This window comes from Faecalibacterium sp. I4-1-79, from assembly GCF_023347235.1.
In the GTDB taxonomy this organism is placed as follows: Bacteria; Bacillota; Clostridia; order Oscillospirales; family Ruminococcaceae; genus Faecalibacterium; species Faecalibacterium tardum.
The window spans coordinates 2,884,946-2,903,861 of sequence record NZ_CP094467.1; the positions used below are offsets into that span (position 1 = coordinate 2,884,946).

At 58.3% G+C, this 18,916-nt stretch carries 29 protein-coding genes; all 29 read right to left on the reverse strand.

All coding sequences use genetic code 11. The annotated features are described in order from the left end of the window. Positions 1 to 58: 58 nt before the first annotated feature. The 29 genes from secY to MTP36_RS14315 all read right to left on the reverse strand — a co-directional run bounded on the left by secY (position 59) and on the right by MTP36_RS14315 (position 18,771). Positions 59 to 1,354, reverse strand: a complete 1,296-nt coding sequence (secY, locus tag MTP36_RS14175) for a preprotein translocase subunit SecY (RefSeq protein ID WP_249241215.1) — start codon at positions 1,352 to 1,354, stop codon at positions 59 to 61. Between the two features lies 1 nt (position 1,355). Continuing rightward, positions 1,356 to 1,796 (reverse strand): 50S ribosomal protein L15, encoded by a 441-nt coding sequence (gene rplO, locus MTP36_RS14180; protein WP_097779113.1) that lies wholly within the window; start codon positions 1,794 to 1,796, stop codon positions 1,356 to 1,358. A gap of 20 nt (positions 1,797 to 1,816) precedes the next feature. Then, positions 1,817 to 2,002, reverse strand: coding sequence for a 50S ribosomal protein L30 (gene rpmD / locus MTP36_RS14185; RefSeq protein WP_005921851.1), 186 nt, complete (start codon positions 2,000 to 2,002; stop codon positions 1,817 to 1,819). A gap of 14 nt (positions 2,003 to 2,016) precedes the next feature. After that, a complete protein-coding gene (gene rpsE / locus MTP36_RS14190; protein WP_005921854.1) occupies positions 2,017 to 2,517 on the reverse strand; it encodes a 30S ribosomal protein S5 in 501 nt (166 codons plus the stop codon). Positions 2,518 to 2,536: 19 nt separating this feature from the next. Next, positions 2,537 to 2,896 (reverse strand): 50S ribosomal protein L18, encoded by a 360-nt coding sequence (gene rplR / locus MTP36_RS14195; RefSeq protein ID WP_005921856.1) that lies wholly within the window; start codon positions 2,894 to 2,896, stop codon positions 2,537 to 2,539. A gap of 18 nt (positions 2,897 to 2,914) precedes the next feature. Beyond that, a complete protein-coding gene (rplF, locus tag MTP36_RS14200) occupies positions 2,915 to 3,466 on the reverse strand; it encodes a 50S ribosomal protein L6 (RefSeq protein WP_055185963.1) in 552 nt (183 codons plus the stop codon). A 17-nt stretch (positions 3,467 to 3,483) separates the two neighbouring features. Next, the gene (gene rpsH / locus MTP36_RS14205) at positions 3,484 to 3,882 is read right to left on the reverse strand and encodes a 30S ribosomal protein S8 (RefSeq protein WP_005921861.1); all 399 of its coding nucleotides are present in this window, start codon (positions 3,880 to 3,882) and stop codon (positions 3,484 to 3,486) included. 111 nt (positions 3,883 to 3,993) lie between these two features. Continuing rightward, positions 3,994 to 4,179 (reverse strand): type Z 30S ribosomal protein S14, encoded by a 186-nt coding sequence (locus tag MTP36_RS14210; protein ID WP_005921866.1) that lies wholly within the window; start codon positions 4,177 to 4,179, stop codon positions 3,994 to 3,996. Positions 4,180 to 4,196: 17 nt separating this feature from the next. Then, complete coding sequence (gene rplE, locus MTP36_RS14215) at positions 4,197 to 4,742, reverse strand: 50S ribosomal protein L5 (protein WP_005921869.1); 546 nt, start codon at positions 4,740 to 4,742, stop codon at positions 4,197 to 4,199. Positions 4,743 to 4,759: 17 nt separating this feature from the next. Further along, the gene (rplX, locus tag MTP36_RS14220) at positions 4,760 to 5,074 is read right to left on the reverse strand and encodes a 50S ribosomal protein L24 (RefSeq protein WP_015537247.1); all 315 of its coding nucleotides are present in this window, start codon (positions 5,072 to 5,074) and stop codon (positions 4,760 to 4,762) included. A 13-nt stretch (positions 5,075 to 5,087) separates the two neighbouring features. Next, on the reverse strand, positions 5,088 to 5,456 hold the full coding sequence (gene rplN, locus MTP36_RS14225; RefSeq protein WP_005921875.1) for a 50S ribosomal protein L14: 369 nt from the start codon (positions 5,454 to 5,456) through the stop codon (positions 5,088 to 5,090). A gap of 43 nt (positions 5,457 to 5,499) precedes the next feature. Continuing rightward, positions 5,500 to 5,757: a 30S ribosomal protein S17 gene (gene rpsQ / locus MTP36_RS14230; protein ID WP_005921877.1), complete on the reverse strand. Its 258-nt coding sequence runs from the start codon at positions 5,755 to 5,757 to the stop codon at positions 5,500 to 5,502. 12 nt (positions 5,758 to 5,769) lie between these two features. Then, positions 5,770 to 5,955, reverse strand: coding sequence for a 50S ribosomal protein L29 (gene rpmC, locus MTP36_RS14235; RefSeq protein WP_005921879.1), 186 nt, complete (start codon positions 5,953 to 5,955; stop codon positions 5,770 to 5,772). Then, entirely contained in the window at positions 5,945 to 6,385 is a 441-nt protein-coding gene (gene rplP, locus MTP36_RS14240; RefSeq protein ID WP_005921880.1) for a 50S ribosomal protein L16, read from the reverse strand. The genes rpmC and rplP overlap by 11 nt, the downstream gene beginning before the upstream one ends. Beyond that, positions 6,385 to 7,089, reverse strand: coding sequence for a 30S ribosomal protein S3 (gene rpsC, locus MTP36_RS14245; protein ID WP_118657947.1), 705 nt, complete (start codon positions 7,087 to 7,089; stop codon positions 6,385 to 6,387). Before rpsC ends, rplP begins: the two co-directional genes overlap by 1 nt. Before the next feature lie 12 nt (positions 7,090 to 7,101). Then, complete coding sequence (rplV, locus tag MTP36_RS14250; RefSeq protein ID WP_005921882.1) at positions 7,102 to 7,437, reverse strand: 50S ribosomal protein L22; 336 nt, start codon at positions 7,435 to 7,437, stop codon at positions 7,102 to 7,104. Between the two features lie 18 nt (positions 7,438 to 7,455). After that, positions 7,456 to 7,722 (reverse strand): 30S ribosomal protein S19, encoded by a 267-nt coding sequence (rpsS, locus tag MTP36_RS14255; RefSeq protein WP_005921883.1) that lies wholly within the window; start codon positions 7,720 to 7,722, stop codon positions 7,456 to 7,458. A gap of 17 nt (positions 7,723 to 7,739) precedes the next feature. Further along, complete coding sequence (gene rplB, locus MTP36_RS14260) at positions 7,740 to 8,570, reverse strand: 50S ribosomal protein L2 (protein ID WP_249251483.1); 831 nt, start codon at positions 8,568 to 8,570, stop codon at positions 7,740 to 7,742. A 77-nt stretch (positions 8,571 to 8,647) separates the two neighbouring features. Continuing rightward, on the reverse strand, positions 8,648 to 8,944 hold the full coding sequence (gene rplW, locus MTP36_RS14265) for a 50S ribosomal protein L23 (RefSeq protein ID WP_005921885.1): 297 nt from the start codon (positions 8,942 to 8,944) through the stop codon (positions 8,648 to 8,650). Then, a complete protein-coding gene (gene rplD, locus MTP36_RS14270; RefSeq protein ID WP_005921886.1) occupies positions 8,944 to 9,567 on the reverse strand; it encodes a 50S ribosomal protein L4 in 624 nt (207 codons plus the stop codon). The genes rplW and rplD overlap by 1 nt, the downstream gene beginning before the upstream one ends. 14 nt (positions 9,568 to 9,581) lie before the next feature. Then, on the reverse strand, positions 9,582 to 10,214 hold the full coding sequence (rplC, locus tag MTP36_RS14275; RefSeq protein WP_005921887.1) for a 50S ribosomal protein L3: 633 nt from the start codon (positions 10,212 to 10,214) through the stop codon (positions 9,582 to 9,584). A 97-nt stretch (positions 10,215 to 10,311) separates the two neighbouring features. Next, positions 10,312 to 10,623, reverse strand: coding sequence for a 30S ribosomal protein S10 (gene rpsJ, locus MTP36_RS14280; protein ID WP_005921888.1), 312 nt, complete (start codon positions 10,621 to 10,623; stop codon positions 10,312 to 10,314). A 1,212-nt stretch (positions 10,624 to 11,835) separates the two neighbouring features. Continuing rightward, positions 11,836 to 13,590: an Rqc2 family fibronectin-binding protein gene (locus MTP36_RS14285; RefSeq protein WP_249251484.1), complete on the reverse strand. Its 1,755-nt coding sequence runs from the start codon at positions 13,588 to 13,590 to the stop codon at positions 11,836 to 11,838. Between the two features lie 131 nt (positions 13,591 to 13,721). Further along, on the reverse strand, positions 13,722 to 14,498 hold the full coding sequence (locus MTP36_RS14290) for a Nif3-like dinuclear metal center hexameric protein (RefSeq protein WP_249251486.1): 777 nt from the start codon (positions 14,496 to 14,498) through the stop codon (positions 13,722 to 13,724). Position 14,499: 1 nt separating this feature from the next. After that, positions 14,500 to 15,159, reverse strand: coding sequence for a class I SAM-dependent methyltransferase (locus MTP36_RS14295; RefSeq protein WP_249251488.1), 660 nt, complete (start codon positions 15,157 to 15,159; stop codon positions 14,500 to 14,502). After that, positions 15,160 to 15,414: a DUF1858 domain-containing protein gene (locus MTP36_RS14300; RefSeq protein ID WP_005921897.1), complete on the reverse strand. Its 255-nt coding sequence runs from the start codon at positions 15,412 to 15,414 to the stop codon at positions 15,160 to 15,162. Positions 15,415 to 15,519: 105 nt separating this feature from the next. After that, positions 15,520 to 16,398 (reverse strand): YitT family protein, encoded by an 879-nt coding sequence (locus MTP36_RS14305; RefSeq protein WP_249251490.1) that lies wholly within the window; start codon positions 16,396 to 16,398, stop codon positions 15,520 to 15,522. Between the two features lie 111 nt (positions 16,399 to 16,509). Continuing rightward, positions 16,510 to 17,190 (reverse strand): P-II family nitrogen regulator, encoded by a 681-nt coding sequence (locus tag MTP36_RS14310; RefSeq protein WP_442900290.1) that lies wholly within the window; start codon positions 17,188 to 17,190, stop codon positions 16,510 to 16,512. Positions 17,191 to 17,220: 30 nt separating this feature from the next. After that, the gene (locus MTP36_RS14315) at positions 17,221 to 18,771 is read right to left on the reverse strand and encodes a DUF1538 domain-containing protein (RefSeq protein WP_249251493.1); all 1,551 of its coding nucleotides are present in this window, start codon (positions 18,769 to 18,771) and stop codon (positions 17,221 to 17,223) included. Positions 18,772 to 18,916: the final 145 nt, after the last annotated feature.

Consider the following 18,916-nt stretch of genomic DNA (forward strand, 5'->3'; position numbering starts at 1 on the left):
TGAAAAGTATGAGCGTACTCTCCTTTCCAGTGCTTTCTTACATCTTTATTGCTTCAGATCAGCCAAGGAAACCCTTGTGGTTGCGCATGGTCATAAAGCTATCGAGGCTGCGGGTGGTATCCAGTGCCACACCAACCACGATCAGCAGGCTGGTACCGCCCAGCTGAATGCTCATACCGGTCAGGTTGCCCAGAATGATCGGCAGTACAGCCACCGCAGCCAAGAAGATGGCACCGATAAGGGTGATCTTGTTCAGGGTGCGGGTGATGAAATCGCTGGTCGGCTTACCGGGACGGAAGCCGGGAATCGAGCCGTTGTTGCGGCGCAGATTGTTGGCGATCTCAACGGGGTTGTACTGGATGGCCACATAGAAGTAGTTGAATGCCAAAATCAGCAGCAGGTAGATCACAACGTACAGCCAAGAGGTGTAGTTGAAGGTATGGAAGAACGCATACCAGACCGGGTGAGCGGTCTGATCGATCTGCAAAAAGCTGCCGATGGTGCCCGGGATGGACACCAGTGCCGAAGCGAAGATGATGGGCATGACGCCGCTCATGTTCAGCTTCAGGGGCAGGTAGCTGTTCTGGCCGCCCATCTGCTTCCGGCCCACCACACGCTTGGCGTACTGGATGGTGATGCGGCGCTCTGCGTTGGTCATGACCACCACAAAGACCACAGCGACCAGTGCCAGAATTACCAGAACGGGCAGCAGGATATAGAATTGAGGCTCGCCGGCCGCTGCGCGGGTCATCAGACCCGTCACAGAGGTGTACAGCGAGGACCAGTTGGAAACGATGGAGGCGAAGATCAGAAGGGAAACACCGTTGCCGATACCCTTGTCATCGATCTGCTCGCCCGCCCAGGTGATCAACTGAGCACCTGCAACGAAGGTAGCGATGATGACCACAGCGGCGAACACGCCGACTGCGCCGGAAACATACTTCAGTGCACCCATATTGCGGATCACGAAGTAGTAGCCAATGCTCATGATCAGTGCGACCACGGCACCGGCGTACCGGTTGATCTGCTGCAGCTTCTGCTGGCCGTCCGCTTCCTTTGCCAGATTTTCCAGCGCGGGAATGGCCACAGTCAGCAGCTGCACAATAATAGAGGCGTTGATATAGGGTGTCACACCTAACGCGAAGAGCGTGCATCTTGCCAGTGCGCCGCCGCTCATCATATTGAGGTACGAGAGCATATCGCCGTTTGCAAACATCTGCGTCAGTGCAGAGCCAGAAACGAACGGCACGGGGATGGCACAGCCAAGACGGTAAACCACGAGGATCGCCAGCGTGAACAGAAGACGATTTTTAAGCTCGGGGATCTTCCATGCGTTACGGAATGTCTGGAACACCTTACATCACCTCAGCCTTTCCGCCTGCCTTCTCGATTTTCTCTTTGGCAGAAGCGGAATAGGCTGCGGCCTTCACGGTCAGAGCCTTGGTCAGCTCGCCGTTGCCCAGAACCTTAACGCCGTCCAGAGTCTTCTTGACCAGACCCTTAGCCTTCAGAGCCTCGGTATCGACGACATCGCCGGCATTGAAAGCAGCCTCCAGATCGGCCACGTTGACGATGGCGTACTGGGTAGCAAAGATGTTGTTAAAGCCAACCTTGGGCAGGCGGCGTGCCAGAGGCATCTGACCGCCCTCGAAACCAGCGTGCTTCACGCCGGAACGGGCCTTCTGGCCCTTGCTGCCGAAGCCGGCAGTCTTGCCATTGCCGGAGCCAATGCCGCGGCCCTTGCGGGTTGCAGCCTTATTGGCGCCCTTGCTGGCGTGCAATTCATGAAGCTTCATTGTGCGTATACCCCCTGCTATTAGGCTTCGGTGACGCTGAGCAGGAAGCCGATCTTTGCGATCTTGCCCTGCGTAGCGGCGTTGTCAGGCTGAACGGTAACGTCGCCCGGCTTCTTCAGGCCCAGAGCCTCAGCGGTAGCGATCTGCTTAGCGCCGCGGCCGATCAGGCTCTTCTTCAGCTCGATCTTGAGCATCTTATCTGCCATGGTTAGTTACCTCCTTAACCCAGAATTTCTTTCACGGTCTTGCCGCGCTTCTCAGCGACAGACTCGGCGCTGACCAGACCGCACAGACCTGCAAAGGTAGCAGCAACAACGTTGATGGGGTTGTTGGAACGCATAGACTTCGCACGAACGTCCTTGATGCCAGCAGCCTCAATGACGGCACGCACGGGGCCGCCGGCGATCATACCGGTACCGGGTGCAGCCGGCTTGAGCAGAACAGCGCCTGCGCCGTACTTGCCGACGATCTCGTGGGGGATGGTGGTGCCCTTCAGGGCAACCTTGTGCATATTCTTCTTGGCAGCGGCCTCACCCTTGCGGATAGCCTCGGGAACTTCACCGGACTTGCCGATGCCGTAGCCGATGGTGCCCTTGCCGTCGCCAACGACAACCAGAGCAGCAAACTTCATGATGCGGCCGCCCTTGACAGTCTTGGAAACGCGGTTGATAGACACAACCTTGGTGATCATGCCGTCGTCTTCACGGTTTCTCATAGCCATAATGTGTTTCCTCCTCTCATTACAGCTTCAGGCCGCCCTCACGGGCGCCATCAGCCAGGGCCTTAACACGGCCATGATAAACGTAGCCACCACGGTCGAACACGACCTCGGTGATGCCCTTTTCCAGAGCCTTTGCTGCAACCTTCTTGCCGATCTCAGCAGCGGCCTCGACGTTGCCGCCGTTGCCGTTGAAGTCCTTGTCCATAGTGGACGCCGACACCAGAGTAACGCCCTGCTCATCATCGATGATCTGAGCGTAGATGTGCTTGGCGGAGCGGAAAACATCCAGGCGAGGACGTGCTGCGGTGCCGCTGATCTTGTTGCGAACGCGGCGATGACGACGAAGACGAGCTTCGTTCTTGTCGATCTGCTTAACCATTGTCTTTCACTCCTTACCTTATTTCTTGCCCTTACCGGCCTTGCCTTCTTTGTGCTTGACGACCTCGCCAGCATAGCGAATGCCCTTGCCCTTGTACGGCTCAGGCGGCTTCTTGCCGCGGATCTCTGCAGCATACTGGCCGACCTTCTGCTTGTCGATACCGGTAACAGAGAAGTGGTTGGGATCCTGCCACACAATGGTGCAATCCTCGGTATCGGGGATATTCACCTGATGAGAGAAGCCCAGGTTCATGACCAGGTTGGAGCCCTGCTTCTGGCAGCGCATACCAACGCCAACGATCTCCAGCTTCTTCTCGTAGCCGTTCACAACACCGTTCACCATGTTGGCGATGTTGGTACGGGTCAGGCCGTGCAGGCTGCGGGCCTTGGGTTCGTCATTGGGGCGGGTAACCAAAACCTCATTGCCCTCGACCTTAACGGTCATCAGGGGATGATAGTTGGAATTCAGGCTGCCCTTGGGGCCCTTGACGGTAACAGTGTGTTCTGCCTCATCGACAGTGACAGTGACACCGGCAGGAATGACGATGGGTTTTCTTCCAATTCTCGACATTGTCTTTTACCCCTTTCTTACCACACGTAGGCCAGGACTTCGCCGCCGACGTGCTCAGCACGTGCAGCCTTGTCAGTCATGATGCCCTTGGAGGTGGAAATGATCGCGGTGCCCAGGCCCTTCATAACCTTGGGCATATCCTCGCAGTTGGTGTAGATGCGCAGGCCGGGCTTGGACACACGGCGCAGGCCGGCAATAACGGGCTCGCCGTTTGCCTGATACTTCAGGGTGACAACGATGGTGCCCTGAACAGTGTCGTTCTTGACCTGCATACCCTTGATGTAGCCCTCGTCAACCAGAATCTGGCAGATAGCCTTCTTCATGTTGGAAGCGGGGATCTCCACAGAAGGGTGTTTGGCAGTGCTAGCGTTGCGGATGCGAGTCAGCAGGTCCGCGATAGGATCAGTAATCTGCATTTGCCACTAACCTCCTTAGATTAGCTCTCATTTGTTTTATAATGATACCGCCCCGAAACAAGTTGTTTGCCCCGGGGCGGATATCCGACATTCTATCCAGCCCTCTGGTAATTACCAGGAAGCCTTCTTCACGCCCGGGATCTCGCCCTTGTAGGCCAGCTCACGGAAGCACACACGGCACACACCGTACTTGCGCAGCACGGAGTGGGGACGGCCGCAGATGCGGCAGCGGGTGTATGCACGGGTAGAGAACTTAGCAGGACGAGACTGCTTCAGCTTCATAGACAGTTTAGCCATTGTACAAATCTCCTCCCTTAGTTGTTCTCTGCGAAGGGAGCGCCCAGAGCCTTCAGCAGCTCCTTGCCCTCCTCGTCAGTCTTTGCGGTGGTGACGAAGCAGACATCCATGCCGCGGACAGCATCGACCTTCTCGAATTCGATCTCGGGGAAGATGATCTGCTCCTTGATGCCGCAGGCAAAGTTGCCGCGGCCGTCAAAGCCGTTGCCGTTGATGCCGCGGAAGTCGCGCACACGGGGCAGAGCCACGTTGAAGAAGCGATCCACGAACTCGTACATACGCTCACCACGCAGGGTGACCTTGCAGCCGATGGGGGTGCCCTGACGCAGCTTGAAGTTAGCAACGCTCTTCTTGGCACGGCAGACGACTGCCTTCTGGCCAGTGATCTGGCCCAGATCCTTCATAACTGCTTCCAGGATCTTCTCGTTTTCCTTGGCTTCGCCGCAGGCAACGTTGATGACGACCTTGTCCAGCTTGGGGATCTGCATAACGCTCTTGTAACCGAACTTGGAGTTCAGAGCAGGAGCAATTTCATTGACATACTGTTCTTTCAAACGAGCCATTGTTCCTTACTCCTTTCTTACAGCTCAGCGCCGCACTTCTTGCAGACGCGAACCATCTTGCCGTCCTTCTCAACGTGGCCCACACGCACGGCCTTGCCGCACTTGGGGCAGACGGGCATGACCTTGGAAGCGTAGATAGCGCCCTCGGCCTTAACGATGCCGCCCTGCTCACCCTGACGGCGGGGCTTGACGTGCTTGGTAACCATGTTCTGGCCTTCAACGATGACCTTGCCTTCAGCGGGGCTGACCTGCAGGACCTTACCAGTGTGGCCCTTGTCCTTGCCGCTGATGATCATCACGTTGTCGCCGGTTTTAACATGAAGATTATTCATTTTTAAAACCTCCTTACAGCGATTCCGGAGCCAGGCTCAGGATCTTGGTGTAGCCGGCATCACGCAGCTCGCGAGCAACAGGTCCAAAGATACGGGTACCCTTGGGGTTCTTGTCGGCCATAACGATAACGGCGGCGTTCTCATCAAAACGGATGTAGGAACCGTCGTCGCGGCGCACGCCATGCTTGCTGCGCACGATGACAGCCTTGACGACGTCGCCCTTCTTAACGGAGCCGCCGGGGGCTGCCTTCTTGACAGAGCAGACCACGACGTCACCAATGTTTGCGTATCTCTTGCGGGTGCCGCCCAGCACACGGAAGCACATCAGCTCCTTGGCACCGGTGTTGTCGGCAACTTTGAGATAAGTTTGCATCTGAACCATATCAGATATCTCCTTTCAAACTGTTCAAAGCAGCGGGCAAAGATTACTTTGCCTTCTCAACGATACGGACCAGGCGCCAGCGCACATCCTTGCTCAGGGGGCGGCACTCCATGATCTCAACACGGTCACCGATACCGCACTCGTTCTGCTCGTCACGAGCCTTGAACTTCACGGTACGCTTCAGGATCTTCTTGTACAGGGGGTGCTGCACGCTATCCTTAACGGCAACCACGATGGTCTTATCCATCTTGTCGGACACGACAACGCCGACGCGGGTCTTTCTCAGATTACGTTCTTCCATCGTTTAACCTCCTTACTGCTTCTCAGCCAGAACGGTCATCACGCGGGCGATGTCCTTCTTGACTGCTTCGATGCGGCCGGGGTTCTCCAGCTGGTTGATGGCATGCTGGAAGCGCAGGTTAAACAGCTCAGCCTTCAGATCTGCCAGCTTGCTGGTCAGCTCTGCGGTCTGCATTTCGCGGAGTTCATTAGCCTTCATTGGTGCCATCCTCCTTCACGGAGTCCTCACGGACAACAAATTTGCACTTGATGGGCAGCTTGTGCATAGCCAGACGCAGAGCCTCGCGAGCAGTTGCCTCATCGACATCTGCCAGCTCGAACATCACGCGGCCGGGCTTCACGACTGCAACCCAGTATTCGGGAGAGCCCTTACCGGAGCCCATGCGGGTCTCAGCGGGCTTTTCAGTCACGGGCTTATCGGGGAAGATCTTGATCCAAACCTTGCCGCCACGCTTGATGTAACGAGTCATGGCAACACGGGCAGCCTCGATCTGCTTGGAGGAGATCCATGCCGGCTCCAGAGCAACAAGGCCGTACTGACCCTGGCACACCACGTTGCCGCGGGTAGCCTTGCCGGTCATGCGGCCGCGCTGAACGCGGCGGTACTTAACACGCTTAGGCAGTAACATTACTTGTTGCCTCCTTCCTTCTTAGGAGCGGTCTTTGCGCTCTTGAGGACCTCGCCCTTGTAGATCCACACCTTAACGCCGATGCGGCCGTAGGTGGTAGCAGCCTCTGCAAAGCCGTAGTCGATGTCGGCGCGCAAGGTCTGCAGGGGGATGGTGCCCTCGTGGTAGCTCTCGGTGCGGGCGATATCAGCGCCGCCCAGACGGCCGGAGCACATTGCCTTGATGCCCTTTGCGGGAACGGTTGCGCGATCGCGGGGGCTCATGGCATTGCGCATGCACTGCTTCATAGCACGACGGAAGGTGACGCGGTTCTCCAGCTGACGAGCGATGTCCTCAGCAACCAGCTGTGCGTTGGTGGAGGCGCTCTTCACCTCGATGACATTGACGATAACAGTCTTGCCATACTCCTTGGTTAGCTTGTTCTGCAGGGCGATGCGCTCTTCGCCGCCCTTGCCGATGACCATACCGGGCTTAGCGCAGTAGATGTTAACGGTAACGCGAGGAGCGGAAGTGGAAGGATCCACAGTGCGCTCGATCTCGATCTTGGGGACGCCAGCGTCCTTCAGCTGAGCCTTCAGCTCAGTGCGGATCTTGTGATCCTCGACGAGGTTATCGCTGAAATCCTTCTTGGAGGCAAACCAGCGGCTGTCCCAGTCTTTAATAACGCCGACACGAATGCCGTGCGGATTTACTTTCTGGCCCATTGTTTTCCCTCCTTACTCTTTCTCTTTCAGAACAACGGTCATGTGGCTGGTGCGCTTCAGGATGCGGTAGCCGCGGCCCTGTGCACGAGGCATCATGCGCTTCAGCGTCGGGCCGGGGCAAACGTAGCACTCGGCGACGTAGAGGTTGTTCTTGTCCATATTGAAGTTGTTTTCCGCATTAGCGGCTGCAGACTTCACCAGCTTCAGAAGGGGCTCACAAGCTGCCTTCGGGGTGTACTGCAGGATTGCCAGCGCTTCGTCCAGGGGCTTGTTACGGATCAGGTCCATAACGATAGACACCTTACGAGGACTAATGCGGGCATAACGAAGAATTGCCCGAGCTTCCATGTTGTGTTCCTCCCTCTATTACTTAGAATTACCAGTGTGGCCCTTGAAGGTACGGGTGGGAACGAACTCACCCAGCTTGTGGCCAACCATGTCCTCAGTCACATACACAGGCACATGCTTGCGGCCATCGTGGACGGCAAAGGTGTGACCAACGAATTCGGGGAAGATCGTGGAGGCGCGGCTCCAGGTCTTGATGACCTGCTTCTTGCCGGAAGCGTTCATCGCTTCAACGTGCTTCATAAGAGCAGCCTGGACGAAAGGTCCTTTTTTAATGCTTCTACCCATTGTCTTAAACTCCTCTCTTACTTACCTGCACGCTTCACGATCAGCTTATCGGAGCGCTTATGATGCTTGCGAGTCTTGAGACCCAGAGCGGGCTTGCCCCAGGGAGTCATAGGACCGGAGTGACCAACAGGTGCGCGGCCCTCGCCACCACCGTGGGGATGGTCGCAGGGGTTCATAACGGTACCACGGCTGCCGGGACGCACGCCCATGTGGCGCTTGCGGCCTGCCTTGCCCAGGTTGACGTTCTCGTGGTCGATGTTGGAAACCTGACCGATGACTGCAGTGCAGTTCAGGGGCACGTTGCGCATCTCACCGGAGGGCAGACGAACCAGAGCGTAGCCATTCTCCTTAGCCATCAGCTGAGCCATGTTGCCAGCGGAACGAACCAGCTGAGCGCCGCGGCCGGGATACAGCTCGATGTTGTGGATGATGGTACCGACGGGGATGTTCTCGAAGGGCAGGCAGTTGCCGGGCTTGATATCGGCAGACTTGCTGCTGACGACCACGTCGCCCACCTTCAGGCCATCGGGAGCAATGATGTAGCTCTTGGTGCCATCGGTGTACTCGACCAGAGCGATGAATGCGCTGCGGTTCGGATCGTACTCGAGAGTCTTAACGGTAGCGGGGATATCGGTCTTCTGACGCTTGAAGTCGATGACACGATACTTGGTGCGGTTGCCGCCGCCCTGATGGCGGACGGTGATACGACCGGTGTTGTTGCGGCCGCTGTGCTTCTTCATGGGCTCCAGCAGGCTGCGCTCAGGAGCGACCTTGCTCAGGACGCTGTAATCCGTGACGGTCATGCCGCGGCGGCCCGGAGTAGTGGGGCCATACTTTTTGATAGCCATTGTGCTATTCTCCTTTGTTTATCTTATGAATTATTATCGGGGTCATATCCCCATAGAGGAACCCTCGGCGGGTTCTATCAGACCATGCTGTTGAAGAACTCGATCTCCTTGGAGTCCTTGGTCAGGGTCACGATAGCCTTCTTGGATGCAGCGGTGTAACCAGCGTGCATACCCTGACGGCGGAAGCGGCCACGGACGGAGACGGTGTTCACCTTAGCGACCTTGACGCCGGGGAACAGAACTTCAACTGCCTGAGCGATCTCGACCTTGGTAGCATCGGTAGCGACCTTGAAGGTGTACTTCTTGTCAGCGATGCCAGCCATGGAGTTCTCGGTAATGACCGGCTTCAGGACGATATCATGTGCGGTTTTCATTAGCCAAGCACCTCCTCGAGCTTCTTAGCTGCGTCGACGCTGATGATCAGCTTGTCGGCGTTCAGCACATCGTAGGTGTTCACGCTGCCTGCGAAGGTGGTCTTGACACCGGCGATGTTGCCAGCGCTCTTGACGAACTTTGCATCGACAGTCTCGTTGACCAGCAGGTTCTTCTTGCCGGCGCCCACAGCGTTCAGCATAGCAACCACAGCCTTGGTCTTGTACTCGTCGCAAGCGAACTTGTCAACGACGACCATGTTGCCATTGGCAGCCTTGTCGGACAACACGCTCAGCAGAGCCAGACGCTTGACCTTGTTGTTGATGTGGTAGTTGTAGCTGCGGGGCTTGGGGCCCAGAGCAACGCCGCCGTGGGTCCACTGCGGAGCACGGATGGAGCCCTGACGAGCGTGGCCGGTGCCCTTCTGACGCCAAGGCTTCTTGCCGCCGCCGGAAACTTCCATGCGGATCTTGGTGTTCTGGGTGCCCTGACGCTGGTTGGCCAGGAAGTTCACCACAGCAATGTGGACAGCCTTCTCATTCGGGGTGATACCGAACACGGCGTCGGAAAGCTCGATCTCGCTAACGTGCTGACCGTTCATATCGACTACATTAAACTTTGCCATTGTAGCTTTCCTCCTTACGCCTTGACGCTGTTGGCCAGGGTGATGATGGTGCCCTTGGAACCGGGAACCGCACCCTTGACAGCGATCAGATTGTTCTCGGTGTCAACCTTGACAACGGTCAGGTTCTGCACGGTAACGCGCACGCAGCCCATGTGGCCGGGCAGGCGCTTGCCGGGGAACACGCGAGAGGGGTTGGAAATAGCGCCCATAGAACCTGCATGACGTGCCACCGGGCCAGTGCCGTGGCTCTCACGCAGACGGTGCTGACCAAAGCGCTTGATAACGCCCTGATAGCCCTTGCCCTTGGAAACGCCTGCAACGTCAACCTTGTCGCCTGCTGCAAAGACGTCAGCCTTCAGGATGTCGCCAACGTTCATTGCGGAAACGTCGTCCAGACGGAACTCACGCAGGGTCTTCTTGGGGGCAACGTTTGCCTTCTTGAAGTGACCTGCAGCTGCCTTGTTGACCTTCTTGGCGGAAACCTCGCCGAAGCCCAGCTGAACAGCCTGATAGCCATCGCTCTCGACAGTCTTCTTCTGCACGACGGTGCAGGGGCCTGCCTCGATGACGGTGACGGGGATAACCTTGCCGCTCTCATCGAACAGCTGGGTCATACCGACTTTCTTGCCGATAATGCCTTTAACCATTTTCTTTTCCTCCTGTAAAGGTTATTGGTTGGCAGCGCACGTCACTGCCAACATGACCCCTCGGGAAACGAGGGCATCGAATTTGATCGTGTGTGGTTTACAGCTTGATCTCGATGTCCACGCCAGCGGGGAGCTGGAGGCTCATCAGAGCCTCGACCGTCTTGTTGGACGGCTTCAGAATGTCGATCAGACGCTTATGAGTGCGGCTCTCGAACTGCTCGCGGCTATCCTTGTACTTGTGGGTAGCGCGCAGAACGGTAACGACCTCACGATCGGTGGGCAGGGGGATGGGGCCGGACACGCGAGCGCCAGTGCGCTTTGCGGTCTCCACGATCTTCTCTGCTGCGGCATCGATCAGCTGAGCATCATAGCTCTGCAGACGGATTCTGATTTTCTCTTTGACTGCCATTGCTTACGCCTCCTGAAAAATTGTTTTTGCCCTAGGCGAGCCGATAAATTGCTCTACACAGTTCCGGGTGTTCCTCGATTTGGCACTATAAAAACCGGTGAACCGCATGGCAGTTCTCCCGGAAACATATTAGCAAATCAAATCCGAACATTGGTTCCGCCCGTTTCGCAGAGGAGTAACTTCTCTGCCGAGGGAACGTATTCCATCGCTGTCAGTAATTTTTTCGCCCGGTTCTAAGATCGGACATACTCCGCGGAAATAACCCATCGCAGCTATCGCCGGATGACAACCTCCCGCATCAACGCATATCGCTGGCCTGCACGACTTGTATCGCACAAGCCTTTTGCAGCCGAGAGATATTTTATCACATCTTCGTCTATTTGGCAAGTGTTTTTTGCAGAAAATTACGATTTTTCTTTTTTATTTTCTCTGTTTTGTCAATGGCCGCATTTTCTGTGCAAGATGCACAATCTCAGCGCTTTCTGCCGGTGGAAAACTCCCCCGTTCCCCTTTGCAGCATCAGTATGGGCGGGAAAGGCGGGGGTTATACATATTATATAAGGGAACTCCCTCAGTCATCGCTGCGCGATGCCAGTTCCCTCTAGGAGGGAGCCTTTGGCATGGCGGCAAAGTTTCCGGCTAAACCGCAAAGCTTGCGGGCGCGGTTGCTCCCCTGGGGGAGCTGTCGCGCAGCGACTGAGGGGCTATGGATGGAGAAGCGAAAAAGCGTTAAAGCGATAGCGCCGACTGGCGCAGCGCTAGCTTTTTTGTGCTTCGACTTCTTCTTTAGGATTGTCAAGGGCGTGTAGCCCTTGACGACGGGTTGCGGCACCCAGCATCCGCTTCGTGCCTTGGGCGGCACTCGCGTCTTGCTGGCCGCTGCCCCAACAACTGCTCCCTGTTTCCGCCGCTGGCGGCGGTCGCAGTTGTTGCGTTGCGGGGTGGGTGGAGTCCAGAGGTAGGGAGGGGGGAGTCGGAACACCCCTCCCTGCCTCTGGCCCAGCGGAGCGTCCCTGCACGCTTGCGACAAGCAGAAGCTTTCCCCGCAGCGCCGCCGCTTCCGCAGGAAGCAGGCGCTGCAAATGCCGTTTGCCTTTACGACCCCACCCGTGAAAATGGACTGCCGGAGCGTCCGCAGACGCTCCGGCAGTCCGAAATTATAAAGTTTTCTTCCGCTGAAGATGCGCAGAGCAGCGCGGCGCGCAGTTCAAATCATTTCTTCTTCAGCTGTTCCTCCAGCCCTTCCCGGGGCGTGATGTAGACGGTGGTGTACACCTCGTACAGCACCATGCCGGGCTTGGCACCGTTTGCTTTCCAGATGTTCTTCACCTCGGTGGTGTCCACTGCCACCTTGGCGCCGGTGCCCGCCTTGTAGGCGCTGGAATGGATGACCGCCAGCTCCGCAGCTTCCTGCTTGGTGGTGTCCGGGATGTCTTCGCCCCGGCTCATGACCACAACGTGGCTGCCGGGTGCTTTCTGCACATGGAACCATAGGTCCTTGCCCCGGGCGGTGTGCAGGGTGAGCTTGTCGTTCTGGGCATTGTTACGGCCTATCAAGATCTCAAAGCCGTCGCTGGAGGTATAGCGCAGAAAGTCCGCAGGCTTCTGCTTTTTGTCCCGCTGCTTGTAGTATTTCAGGTAGCCCTGATTTTTCAGTTCCATGCGGATCTCGTTCAGGGCGGCTTCGCCGGAGGCGCTTTCCACCTCGTAGAGCACCGTTTCCAGATAAGCGATCTCCTTTTCGCCCTCGGCCAGCAGGTCTACCAGCATCCGGGCGGCGGTCTGCTTCTTTTTGTAGTTCTTGAAGAAGTTCTGGGCATTCTGGCTGGGGCTGAACCGCAGATCCAGCGGGATGGTCACCTCTTTGCCCTCGTCGTACCAGTTGGGCACGGTCAGGCTCTTCATGCCCTTTTGCGCCAGATAGAGGTTGGCAGACAGCAGCTCACCGTACAGGCGCAGCTTTTCGCTTTTGCCGCTGGCAGCAAGCTCTTCCTGCCGTGCCGCCTGCTTGCGCAGAGCGCGGTCATACATATTGTGCACCGCCTTGTGCAGCTCCTTGCTCTTGGTGCGCAGCCGCTCAGCGCGGTCCTTCTCGGCGTAGTAGCCCTCCAGCATCGCGTTGAAGGACGGCCACTCCCGGATGGTGTACTGCTCGCCATACTGCTGCGGACGGAAGAAGGTATACTCCACCGGCTTGCCGTCCGGCGCGGTGACGCTGCAGGGACAGCCGCCCTGCGCGTGCAGTTCCTTCAGCTCGTCGATTGCTGCCATCAGGCTGCGCTTCTGGGCATCAGTCAGCTCGTTGGCGGGCAGATGCTCCCCGTCAAAGGCGCGCCATGCGGCTTCGCGGCAGACCACCGGCCCTACACCGGCTACCGTCTTGTTCAGAGCATCTGCCACCGGCAGCTCCCGCTGACAGGCCGCTGCCACGATGGATGCGCTGCTCACCAGCAGAAAATCCGGGCGGGCAGGCTTGGGGGGTGTGGTGTAGGGCAGACCCGGCAGCAGCTGCCGGACGTCGCTGTCCTCAAAATCCACCCGCTTGAGGGCATCGATAATTTTGCCGCTCTGCACCAGCACAAGGTTGGAGTAGCGCCCCATCAGCTCGGCGCACAGGGTATTGCGCACAAGGTCGCCCATCTCGTTGGTGCACTGAAAATCAAAGTAGACGATGCGGTCGCCCGGCTCCATGTGCACGTCCAGCAGTCTGCCGCCGGTCAGGTGCTTGCGGATGAGCATACAGAAGGAGGGCGGCGTCTCGGGGTTTTCAAAGGTTTCCTCGGTCAGGCACACCCGTGCAGAGCCGCTGCGGGCAGACAGCAGCAGCGCGTAGGTATCGGTGCGGGTGCGCAGGGTGATGACCAGCTCATCCCGGGTCGGTTCAAAAATTTTTGCGATCTTGGCATCGGTCAGGGTGGCTTTCAGCTCCGCTGCCGTCAGCGCCAGTGTCGCGGCATCCAGTGCCATAGTGTTTACCTCGTTTTATCTATAACCCTCTCAGTCGCCTGCGGCGTTGCCAGTTTTTCGGTTTATGCTGAAAGACCTCCCCCTTTCGGGGGAGGTGGCATTGCGCAGCAATGACGGAGAAGGTTCTCTCTTTATAAATAAGTATACGGGTCGCGGTTCTCGGTGCTCACCAGCACCTCTACCTCCGGCAGGGCGGCGCGCAGGGCAGCTGCCACAGCAGCGGTCACCGGGAACTCGGTGGCGTAATGCCCTGCAGCAATCAGGGAAAGCCCCAGCCGCTTGGCGTCCAGCGCATGGTGGTGGTTGGCTTCGCCGGTCAGCAGACAGTCCGCGCCCTCGGCGATGGCTTCGGCAAACAGACTGCCGCCCGCGCCGCTGATGACCGCCAGCCGGCGCACCGGCTTTCCGGTGTCGGCAAACTTCACCTGTACCGCTGCACCGGTGTCCGGCGCGTTGCACAGGGCAGCCAGCTTGTGCTGCGCCAGCGCAGCAAGTTCCGGCACGGTGATGGGGTCGATGTTCCCTACCCGGCCGCAGCCGTCCGCAAAGGCGGTGCGCTGCCGGATGCCGAAAATGTCTGCCAGCACATCGTTCACCCCGCCCTCGGCGGCATCCAGATTGGTGTGCATACAAATGGCGGAAATGCCCGCCTGCACCAGCTGATAGGGCACATCGGCGGGGCACAGCCGCTTGAGCGGGTCAAAGATGACCGGGTGATGCGCCACGATGACCGTGCACTGCTTTGCCGCCGCTTCTGCCACCACCTCTGGGGTGATATCCAGCGTCACCAGCACCCGGCGCACCTCGCCGCCGCAGTCCACCAGCAGGCCGGGGTTATCCCAGTGCTCTGCCAGTTCCGGCGGGGCAAGCCGCTGCATTACTTCGTATACCTGCTGTACCGTGGTCATTTCAGTTTCCCTCTTTCAGAATGGCGTCCATCTCTGCGGCAAGCGGGCTACCGTCCGGCACGCCCAGCCGCATCCGGGGCAGCTTTGCCCGCTGCCACGCGGCGTAGCCCGCGCCCTCCGGCCAGCGGCCGGTATCCCCCAGCAAGCACTGGGTAAAGGTGGGCTCTGTCACCTTACCGGTGTACTCTGCCGCTATCACCGCGTACCAGCGGCCAGCGGCCTGCACCGGGCGGTCTGCCACAAGGGCAAAGCCATGCTGCCACAACCAGCGGCGCAGCTCGCTGTGGCGGGTGGCAGGCACCATGACAAGGCGCGGCCCGCCCACAGCGGACACCCACGGCGCTTTTTCGATGATCTCCCATGTGGTCTGTGCCGACACGCCCGCCAGCACGATGCTGCCCACCTCCCCGGCAGACAACACAGAAAGACCGTCGCCAAGCCGAAGTTCAGCGCGGTCCAGACAACCTGCATTTTCCAGCGTCTGTTTTGCCTTTGCCAGCGGGCCGGGGCGCAGGTCTGCCCCGATGACCTTCGGGTACCTGCCCGAAGCCGCCAGCACCGCCGTCAGCTTGCCGTGGTCGCAGCCGATGTCCGCCACCGGCTGTCCCGGGCGCACCAGCTCTGCCGCTGCGGTCAGACGCGCATCCAGTGTGGGCAGCACTCAGGCCTTCTTGGCTGCCAGATGGGTGTTCAGCTTCTCCAGCAGCTCGTCACAGTTCACGCCGTGCACTTCGCAGGCTTCCTCGATGGTCTCCCCGCGGGAAGCCGGGCAGCCCAGACAGTGCATCCCGATCTCCATAAAGTATGGTGCGGTGGTCTGGTCCATATCCAGAATGTCGCCGATGATGGTATCGCGGGTCACCTGCTTGGGTGCGGTGTGTGCCTCTTTTTTGAGCATATTGAAAATATCAAACATGATAGCTTTTCCTTTCTGTTTTGGGTGAGATACAGTATAACCTACTGTTCCTCTATACTATACCCCAAACCGGGGCAGTTTTGCAAGAGCCTTGGGGAAATCCACTCACTCCTCCACCTGATAATCCTTTTCCAGCGAGAAGCCGCGCCCGCTCACCTCGGTAACGTGGCTCACAATCATAAAACAGGTGGGGTCGATGGTATGCGCCAGCTTTTCCAGCCTTGGCAGCTGCCGGTTGGAGACCACGCTCAGCAGCACCGACTCCGGCTCCCGCAGGTAGCCGCCCTCGCCGTGCAGGATGGTCACGCCGCGGTCCAGCTGCGCAAAAATGGCTGCGCAGATCTCGTCGGACTTGGCGCTGATGATCTTTACCTCGGTGCGGGTGGTGCCCAGCATGAGCACCTTGTCCAGCACGACCGTGTAGATAATGGCCATCACCACGCCGTACAGGGACTGCCGCACCGGGCTGAACGCCGCCTGCGCCGCCAGAATGATAAAGTCGAAAACCATCATGGTGCTGGACACCGGCAGGTGGAACCACTTATTCAGCACCAGCGGGGGGATATCCATGCCGCCGGTGGAAGCACCGGCGCGGATGGTGATGCCCAGCGAGATGCCGATGCCAAAGCCCGCGAATACGGTGTTCAGCACCAGATCATCGGTCAGTACAAGATTGCCCAGCAGCCGCTCCCACAGCGCCATAAAAAAGGGGCTGAGCACCGTGCTTGCAAGGGTGTTCAGGGCAAAGCGGCGTCCCAGCACCCACCAGCCCAGCAGCAGCATGACCACGTTGACCACGAACAGCACCGCGGATACCGGCAGTCCGGTGACCTTGTTGAAAGCCAGTGCGATACCGGTAGCACCGCCGGTGATGAGGCCAGAGGGCATCAGAAATAATACCACAGTCAGCGCATACATCGCATTGCCCACCACGATGGACAGTGCGTTGAAGAGCTGCTGTTGCTTGTGTGTTAATTGCGTCATCTTCATCTTCCTTTGTTTATAGTTGAAGGTTCTTCTACTATGATAACGAAAATATCCGCATTTATCAAGCCTTCGGCGATAAATGCGGATATCGGGATCAATTTTAAGGGGTCAAAGGGCGGCTTCCGGCTGGGCTTCGTCCTCTTCCATCAGCCGCAGACCGGCGGTATCGGTCACCGGCAGCGAAAACACGATGGCGCCCGCCTTGGGGTTTGCTCCCTCCATGATGGCCTTCATGATGGTGTTTTTCTGGCTGGTGCGGCTGACGATGAGCACCAGCTCCTTTTCGTTCACCAGCTCCACGCCCAGAAAGGCGGCTGCACCCTCCATGCCGGTGCCCTTTGCGTGGATCACCGTGCCGCCGCCTGCACCGGCGTTGCGGGCAGCATCCATAATGGAGCCGGTGTAGCCCTGATTTGCCACCACCAGCAGCAGTTCGTAGCGGGTATCCTTCAAGGTGCTCTCCTCCTTCCATGTAAGGGGCTGGTGCTCGGTAAGGAACATCAGCGCCCGTTTGCCGCCAATGCTGCTCAGCGGCACAATGAACGCAATGCCGGTGCCCGGCACATCGATCTGCATTTTGCGGCGCAGATCCTTCTGGATCTTCTGCCAGCTCTCTGCCGTTACCACAGCCAGCAGCACCGCCTTTTCGGTCTTTTCCAGCCCAAGGGTGGAAAGCGTCTCCTGCACCGCCGTGCCGGAGCCCACGGTACGCATACTTACCGTTACGCCGTGGCTTTTGTACAGCTGCAAAAAGCCATCGGTAGAGCGGCGGTCGGTGATGGTGATCATCAAAAACAAACTGCTCACGTTCTGCCTCCTTTACAGCTCGATAATGGCGTCATCCGGCAGGTCTGCAAACACGGTGGCAAGCACCGCAGCGGGCTGCGCCGTCCGTGCCTTGCGGGTGCGCAGCTGCGCCACCAGCCCCATCATCTGCACGGTGATGAGCGGAGTCATGGCGACCATCGCCACCACGCCGAAGGCATCTGTGACGATATTGCCGCCCACCGCCACGCAGGCACCCTGCGCCAGCGGCAGCAGGAAGGTAGCGGTCATGGGGCCGGAAGCCACGCCGCCCGCGTCAAACGCGATGGCGGTAAACAGCTTGGGCACCACAAAGGAGATGCTGATGGCGAACACATAGCCCGGCACAAGGAACCACAGGATGGAGATGCCGGTCAGCACCCGCACCATGGCAAGACCCACTGAAATGGATACACCGGCGGAAAGTGCCAGACCCATCGCCTGTGCCGAGATGGCACCGTCGGTCACCTCTTCCACCTGCTTGTTCAGCACATAGACCGCAGGCTCGGCCTTGACGATGAAGTAGCCGATAAGCATCCCGATGGGAATGATCACCCAGCGCATCCCGCCGCCTGTCAGCACCTGACCCAGATAGTTACCGGCGGGCATAAAGCCCACGTTTGCGCCGGTCAAAAAGAGCACAAGGCCGATATAGGTATACACAAGGCCCACGCCGATGCGCCCCAGTGTGCGGCGGTCCAGCCGCAGGGCGATCAGCTGAAATGCTCCGAACATCAGCACGATGGGCAGCAGCGAGCGGGCGATCTCGGCCAGATAGGTAGGCAGACCCTCCCGGAACAGCTGCCACAGCTCCACCGAGTCTGCCACCTCCGGCAGAACGGGCGGGATGTAGGTGCTGTCCGCTGCGCGGAACGCGATGCCCAGCGTCAGCACCGCCAGAATAGGGCCGATGGAGCACATGGCCACCAGACCAAAGCTGTCGTCTGCCGCGTGGCGGTCGCTTCGGATAGCAGAAACGCCCACGCCCAGCGCCATGATAAAGGGCACGGTCATGGGGCCGGTGGTCACGCCGCCGGAGTCAAACGCCACGGCAAGGAACTCCTTGGGCACAAAGGCCGCCAGCAGAAAGATGAGCCCATAGAACAGCACCAGCAGCTTCGGCAGCGCAACGCCGATAAGCATACGCAGGAAGGCAAAGACCAGAAACAGGCCCACGCCCGCCGCCACCGAAAGGATCAGCGTGCCGCTTGGAATAGAGGGCACCTGATCTGCCAGCACCTGCAAGTCCGGCTCGGAGATGGTGATAAGGAAGCCCAGCAAAAAGCCGAGCACGAGGATGAGGGGCAGCTTGCGGCTGCAGGTGATGACTGCACCCACCCGCTCGCCCATGGGGGTCATGCTCATCTCTGCCCCCAGAGTAAAGAACATGATGCCCACCACGATCATGGCAGCGCCCAGCAAAAAGCACAGCAGGATGCTGGGCGATACCGGTGCTACCGAGAAGCAGAGCACCAGCACAATGGCCACAATGGGCAGCACCGCCTGCAGCGCCTCCAAAAGCTTTTCCCGCAGCTTGGGGAGCGATCGTCTGAGAATGATGTCCACCGCCTTTCGTCTGTATCCTGTTTGTACACTTTTGCACAAGATATATTTATAGTATACGTTTTTGAGGCTATTCCGTCAATCCACAGAAGGAAAAAACTTGAGCAAGTTCCATAAATTGTAAAAAATTACGTTTTCCGAAGGATAC

Bases quoted from the DNA above. Each gene is read 5' to 3' on its own strand.
- rplD (WP_005921886.1), bottom strand. From the start codon at position 9,567: ATGGCAAAGTTTAATGTAGTCGATATGAACGGTCAGCACGTTAGCGAG.
- MTP36_RS14290 (WP_249251486.1), bottom strand. From the start codon at position 14,498: ATGACCACGGTACAGCAGGTATACGAAGTAATGCAGCGGCTTGCCCCG.
- rpsJ (WP_005921888.1), bottom strand. From the start codon at position 10,623: ATGGCAGTCAAAGAGAAAATCAGAATCCGTCTGCAGAGCTATGATGCT.
- rplW (WP_005921885.1), bottom strand. From the start codon at position 8,944: ATGAAAACCGCACATGATATCGTCCTGAAGCCGGTCATTACCGAGAAC.
- MTP36_RS14305 (WP_249251490.1), bottom strand. From the start codon at position 16,398: ATGACGCAATTAACACACAAGCAACAGCAGCTCTTCAACGCACTGTCC.
- MTP36_RS14285 (WP_249251484.1), bottom strand. From the start codon at position 13,590: ATGGCACTGGATGCCGCGACACTGGCGCTGACGGCAGCGGAGCTGAAA.
- rpmC (WP_005921879.1), bottom strand. From the start codon at position 5,955: ATGAAGGCTAATGAACTCCGCGAAATGCAGACCGCAGAGCTGACCAGC.
- rplR (WP_005921856.1), bottom strand. From the start codon at position 2,896: ATGGTTAAGCAGATCGACAAGAACGAAGCTCGTCTTCGTCGTCATCGC.
- MTP36_RS14300 (WP_005921897.1), bottom strand. From the start codon at position 15,414: ATGTTTGATATTTTCAATATGCTCAAAAAAGAGGCACACACCGCACCC.
- rplO (WP_097779113.1), bottom strand. From the start codon at position 1,796: ATGAAGCTTCATGAATTGCACGCCAGCAAGGGCGCCAATAAGGCTGCA.
- rplN (WP_005921875.1), bottom strand. From the start codon at position 5,456: ATGGTTCAGATGCAAACTTATCTCAAAGTTGCCGACAACACCGGTGCC.
- rplB (WP_249251483.1), bottom strand. From the start codon at position 8,570: ATGGCTATCAAAAAGTATGGCCCCACTACTCCGGGCCGCCGCGGCATG.
- rpsQ (WP_005921877.1), bottom strand. From the start codon at position 5,757: ATGGAAGAACGTAATCTGAGAAAGACCCGCGTCGGCGTTGTCGTGTCC.
- rplP (WP_005921880.1), bottom strand. From the start codon at position 6,385: ATGTTACTGCCTAAGCGTGTTAAGTACCGCCGCGTTCAGCGCGGCCGC.
- rplV (WP_005921882.1), bottom strand. From the start codon at position 7,437: ATGGAAGCTCGGGCAATTCTTCGTTATGCCCGCATTAGTCCTCGTAAG.
- rplF (WP_055185963.1), bottom strand. From the start codon at position 3,466: ATGTCGAGAATTGGAAGAAAACCCATCGTCATTCCTGCCGGTGTCACT.
- rpsS (WP_005921883.1), bottom strand. From the start codon at position 7,722: ATGGGTAGAAGCATTAAAAAAGGACCTTTCGTCCAGGCTGCTCTTATG.
- rpsC (WP_118657947.1), bottom strand. From the start codon at position 7,089: ATGGGCCAGAAAGTAAATCCGCACGGCATTCGTGTCGGCGTTATTAAA.
- rpsE (WP_005921854.1), bottom strand. From the start codon at position 2,517: ATGGCTATGAGAAACCGTGAAGACGACGGCATGATCACCAAGGTTGTG.
- rpmD (WP_005921851.1), bottom strand. From the start codon at position 2,002: ATGGCAGATAAGATGCTCAAGATCGAGCTGAAGAAGAGCCTGATCGGC.
- rplX (WP_015537247.1), bottom strand. From the start codon at position 5,074: ATGAATAATCTTCATGTTAAAACCGGCGACAACGTGATGATCATCAGC.
- rplE (WP_005921869.1), bottom strand. From the start codon at position 4,742: ATGGCTCGTTTGAAAGAACAGTATGTCAATGAAATTGCTCCTGCTCTG.
- MTP36_RS14310 (WP_442900290.1), bottom strand. From the start codon at position 17,190: ATGATCACCATCACCGACCGCCGCTCTACCGATGGCTTTTTGCAGCTG.
- rplC (WP_005921887.1), bottom strand. From the start codon at position 10,214: ATGGTTAAAGGCATTATCGGCAAGAAAGTCGGTATGACCCAGCTGTTC.
- rpsH (WP_005921861.1), bottom strand. From the start codon at position 3,882: ATGCAGATTACTGATCCTATCGCGGACCTGCTGACTCGCATCCGCAAC.
- MTP36_RS14210 (WP_005921866.1), bottom strand. From the start codon at position 4,179: ATGGCTAAACTGTCTATGAAGCTGAAGCAGTCTCGTCCTGCTAAGTTC.